The sequence below is a fragment of the Halomonas sp. Cn5-12 genome (assembly GCF_021532545.1).
Classification (GTDB): domain Bacteria; phylum Pseudomonadota; class Gammaproteobacteria; order Pseudomonadales; family Halomonadaceae; genus Vreelandella; species Vreelandella aquamarina.
In genome coordinates, this window is sequence record NZ_JAKGAY010000069.1 from 1 (window position 1) to 3,277 (window position 3,277).

A 3,277-nucleotide genomic window follows, 5' to 3' on the forward strand; every position below is an offset into this window, starting at 1 on the left:
GCTGCTTGCTCAGGCGTGGGATAGAAGCGGTATTGGTAGGCGCGTTCGGCTTTCATGCTTTACACTTTAGACGAAATATTGTAAGGATGCAAAACACAAGGCGTCCTGGCGGACGCCGCGCTATCCAAGAGGTTGCATATCCACTCTTCATGAATTAAATCTGACCATCGTGCCCGAAAAAGATCCGTTATTGCCATGTGTATCAGCAGGCTTCTTAATGGCGCTGGGTAAAGCACACAAGCATCATAAACAACCGTATAGAAGGAGCTCATTAATAGCCCAACCCCAGCGTCTGATCAAGCTCAGACAGCTCATTGAGTGCCTGTAGCCGCTTGTTATCTATTGCCTGCTTATAGTGCATGACATCTTTGTACTTTACCTTTCTACGGTTCCCTGAGCGATGATACGGAATATGGCCTTCATCTAATATCTTGATCAGCGTAGGACGCGACATCCCCAGCATATCGGCTGCTTCTTGGGTGGTCATTTCAGCATGAACGGGAATGAGCTTCACGGTATTGCCATCACCAAGCTCTATCAGGATATCCACCAAGAGACGCAAGGCGCTGACAGGGACTTCCACTTGATGAAGCCGACCCTCTTTGTCAGATATAGCGACCTGCTGGGAAGAGGCGGCGGTCTCAACGTAAGCGGCTAGCTCTCGGCTTGATAATTTTGCTAATGTCGCTTCCTCTTCACTGGGAAGCAGTGTTGACATGACGGCCACAGATTCTCTCCTTTCGGCATGTGTGTTGTTGTCATAATACACACAGGCTGAAAATTATTCGAATTATTCGAATACAGATATGAGCGAGGTTATCCCCCCCTGGTACCGGCATGCACGGACTACTCAGCTACCCTGAGTTCGTTCAGCAGTTGATGGAAGGGTTTGCACCTCCAGAAATCGCCCAACTGATGAATTTCTCGACGCTTCAAAATCACAGCGGCAACTACATCACGCCCCTGTTCGAGGAGAAATTTGAAGACGTGGTGTGGTCGGTGGAGATCACCTGGGAAGGCCTCACACAAGAGATTTATCTTTACATCCTGCTAGAGTTTCAATCGACTGTTGATCGCACTATGCCGATCCGGTTGATGCACTACGTGGCCTGCTTTTACGACCACCTGCTCAAAAATGGCACCACCACCCCGAGCAAAGGGCTACCACCCATTCTGCCTATTGTGCTGTACAACGGCTCTGAGCGTTGGACGGCACGCCAGGATATCTACGACATGGTGTACCCGGAACCACCAGCTTTTCTTCAAGTCTATCAACCACACCTACGGTACTACCTTGTGGATGAAGGGCGCTATACTGATGAAGAGCTGGGATTACGCCCAACACCGCTGAGCGGCGTGTTCAGCATCGAAAAGGCGTCTGCCGACAGGAAAGGCCTGCAGCAAGCCGTTGATCGCATTGTGGCCATTATACAAGCCTCTCCTGATAAAGAGCGGATCGATAACATTATCACCCGCTGGCTCAAACGATATCTTCAGCGGCTAGGAGCCAAGGCAAACCTAGACCAGCTCATCGCCGATATTGAAGAACTGCCTGTAGAAGAGATTGAAAAGCTACGCGCCGACATTAAGCACTAACTCATACTCGAAGTGGCGGTATCTAGAGCAGCCAGCTGCATTCGCAGCTTCTTGGCGTGGTCAGGCTGTATGCCAGACGTGTTGCCAGTCGAGTAGAACCGTTTCAGTCCTTTGTGACGGAATGATTTAATCATGAGGGAATGACAGCATGTTGCGCACCACGCAACAATAAAGTTTAACGCCCCTCACGCGCCGGTTTGGAGCCGCGAAGCGGTGGAAAATCGGTCGCTGTGCAGCCGATTGTTAAAGCCTGCCAAGCCAGTACTGCGGACGTCGCCGGTCATGGGCAACAGCCAGAACTTGAAAACCATCAGGCTTCTCTCGGTAAACGATGGATAGCGGAAATCTGTGAAGGGGCGCTCTACGAATATCTGGCGGCAACTCAACTTGCCAGGCTTTTGGTGACTCGCCAACTAAATTGGCCAGGGCCTCAAATTCCTCTATGAAGGCACCACCCAATCCCGGAACTTTTGATTCGTAATAACCAACTGATTCCAGAAACTCGGCTTCCGCTGCCGGGTGAAAAGAATAGGTCATTTGATCAGTGCTCTAGCCTTCCTCATGACAGCCTCACCAGGCACAGCCTGAACAGTGCCATTATCCAGCTCTTCGCCTCTACGCCGAGCCTCGAGCAACCAATCGGACCTGAGCTCTTCTTCTGACGGAGACTCCAGACTTAATACCAGTCGCTGGATCAATTGTGCTCGCTCCTCTTTAGGAAGGTGGAGCGCCTCGTCTTCAATTTTCTGAAGATTCATGGCAAAAATCTCTCGTTCGCGTAACACTCAATTTTGACACGGATGGGTGCCGGGTTCCACGACTCGGTTTTTCGCTTTAACGCCCAATTCAGCGGACGAATTTTGCGCAGCAAATTTGTTCCGCTGCAATTGTTTGTTAACCCCTAAGCGCAAGGTCTTCCCTAATAACCTCAGGATGGCGGAAAGCAATCTCGATAAGCGCTTTTGCAGGTCCAGAAGGCTTACGGCGGCCTTGCTCCCATTCCTGCAAGGTGCGTGGCGAAATATGCAGTACCTCAGCAAACTCAACTTGGGTTAGCCCAGTCTTGCCCCGTGCCTCTGCAACCTCATTAGGCACTACACGACTGGTTCGAGCCACTTTGCCAGCTTTCATTTCTCTAACTGATTGGAGCAACTTGTTGCCAAGCTCCTCTGCACTCAAGATCTCGTTATTCATTTTCCAGTACCTCACGAACTGCTTTCAGGATATGCGCGGGTATATTTTCCTTAACAGCTTTTTTGTAGATCACCAATAACCAGATCTCACCGTTAGCTAACTTGGTGAAGTAGATGACTCGCACCCCACCGCGCTTCCCTGCCCCCGCCACGGACCAACGAACCTTTCTACATCCACCACTGCCAGGAATCGGGTCGCCAATCTCAGGATTAGCTGCCAACCAAGCGAAGAACGCATTTCGTTCCTCCTCAGTCCAAATTTTTTTGGCATCCGCTTCGAATGTAGGGGTTTCGATGATAGTAAACATAACAACATTATACGTCATTGACGTACATTAGCAAGGCCGTGAGAGGAAGGGTTATGATCTTACCCAGCAACAGTGGACACTGGTTTAAGCGATCATTCGGGCTTCAAAGGCCTCTGGGCTGATCATCCCAATAGCACTGTGCCGCCGTTGTTTGTTGTAGTCCAGTTCGACGTACTCAAA

The 3,277-nt window shown here is 50.3% G+C and carries 9 protein-coding genes; 1 reads left to right on the top strand and 8 read right to left on the bottom strand.

Going from position 1 to position 3,277, the window contains the following annotated elements; all coding sequences use genetic code 11:
* The coding region (locus tag L1249_RS17775; RefSeq protein WP_442908452.1) for a helix-turn-helix domain-containing protein at window positions 1-56 on the bottom strand (56 nt) is incomplete at its 3' end.
* Between the two features lie 215 nt (window positions 57-271).
* Complete coding sequence (locus L1249_RS17220) at window positions 272-718, bottom strand: helix-turn-helix domain-containing protein (protein ID WP_054641833.1); 447 nt, start codon at window positions 716-718, stop codon at window positions 272-274.
* Between the two features lie 119 nt (window positions 719-837).
* Between L1249_RS17220 and L1249_RS17225 the strand changes: the two genes are divergently transcribed.
* Window positions 838-1,596 (top strand): Rpn family recombination-promoting nuclease/putative transposase, encoded by a 759-nt coding sequence (locus tag L1249_RS17225; RefSeq protein WP_197746132.1) that lies wholly within the window; start codon window positions 838-840, stop codon window positions 1,594-1,596.
* Here the strand turns inward: L1249_RS17225 and L1249_RS17230 are convergent.
* From L1249_RS17230 to L1249_RS17630, 6 genes are all read right to left on the bottom strand, one after another.
* Entirely contained in the window at window positions 1,593-1,730 is a 138-nt protein-coding gene (locus L1249_RS17230; protein ID WP_197746133.1) for a type II toxin-antitoxin system RelE/ParE family toxin, read from the bottom strand. The genes L1249_RS17225 and L1249_RS17230 overlap by 4 nt on opposite strands.
* A 109-nt stretch (window positions 1,731-1,839) precedes the next feature.
* Window positions 1,840-2,133 carry a type II toxin-antitoxin system RelE/ParE family toxin gene (locus L1249_RS17235; RefSeq protein WP_058578213.1) on the bottom strand — a complete coding sequence of 98 codons (294 nt, stop codon included), beginning with the start codon at window positions 2,131-2,133 and terminating at the stop codon, window positions 1,840-1,842.
* Window positions 2,130-2,354 (bottom strand): addiction module protein, encoded by a 225-nt coding sequence (locus tag L1249_RS17240; RefSeq protein WP_058578214.1) that lies wholly within the window; start codon window positions 2,352-2,354, stop codon window positions 2,130-2,132. The genes L1249_RS17235 and L1249_RS17240 overlap by 4 nt, the downstream gene beginning before the upstream one ends.
* Before the next feature lie 136 nt (window positions 2,355-2,490).
* Window positions 2,491-2,790 (bottom strand): helix-turn-helix domain-containing protein, encoded by a 300-nt coding sequence (locus tag L1249_RS17245; RefSeq protein ID WP_137094884.1) that lies wholly within the window; start codon window positions 2,788-2,790, stop codon window positions 2,491-2,493.
* A complete protein-coding gene (locus L1249_RS17250; RefSeq protein WP_137094905.1) occupies window positions 2,783-3,097 on the bottom strand; it encodes a transcriptional regulator in 315 nt (104 codons plus the stop codon). The genes L1249_RS17245 and L1249_RS17250 overlap by 8 nt, the downstream gene beginning before the upstream one ends.
* Window positions 3,098-3,181: 84 nt before the next feature.
* A partial coding sequence (locus L1249_RS17630) for an IS3 family transposase (RefSeq protein ID WP_137095251.1) occupies window positions 3,182-3,277 on the bottom strand: 96 nt, incomplete at its 5' end.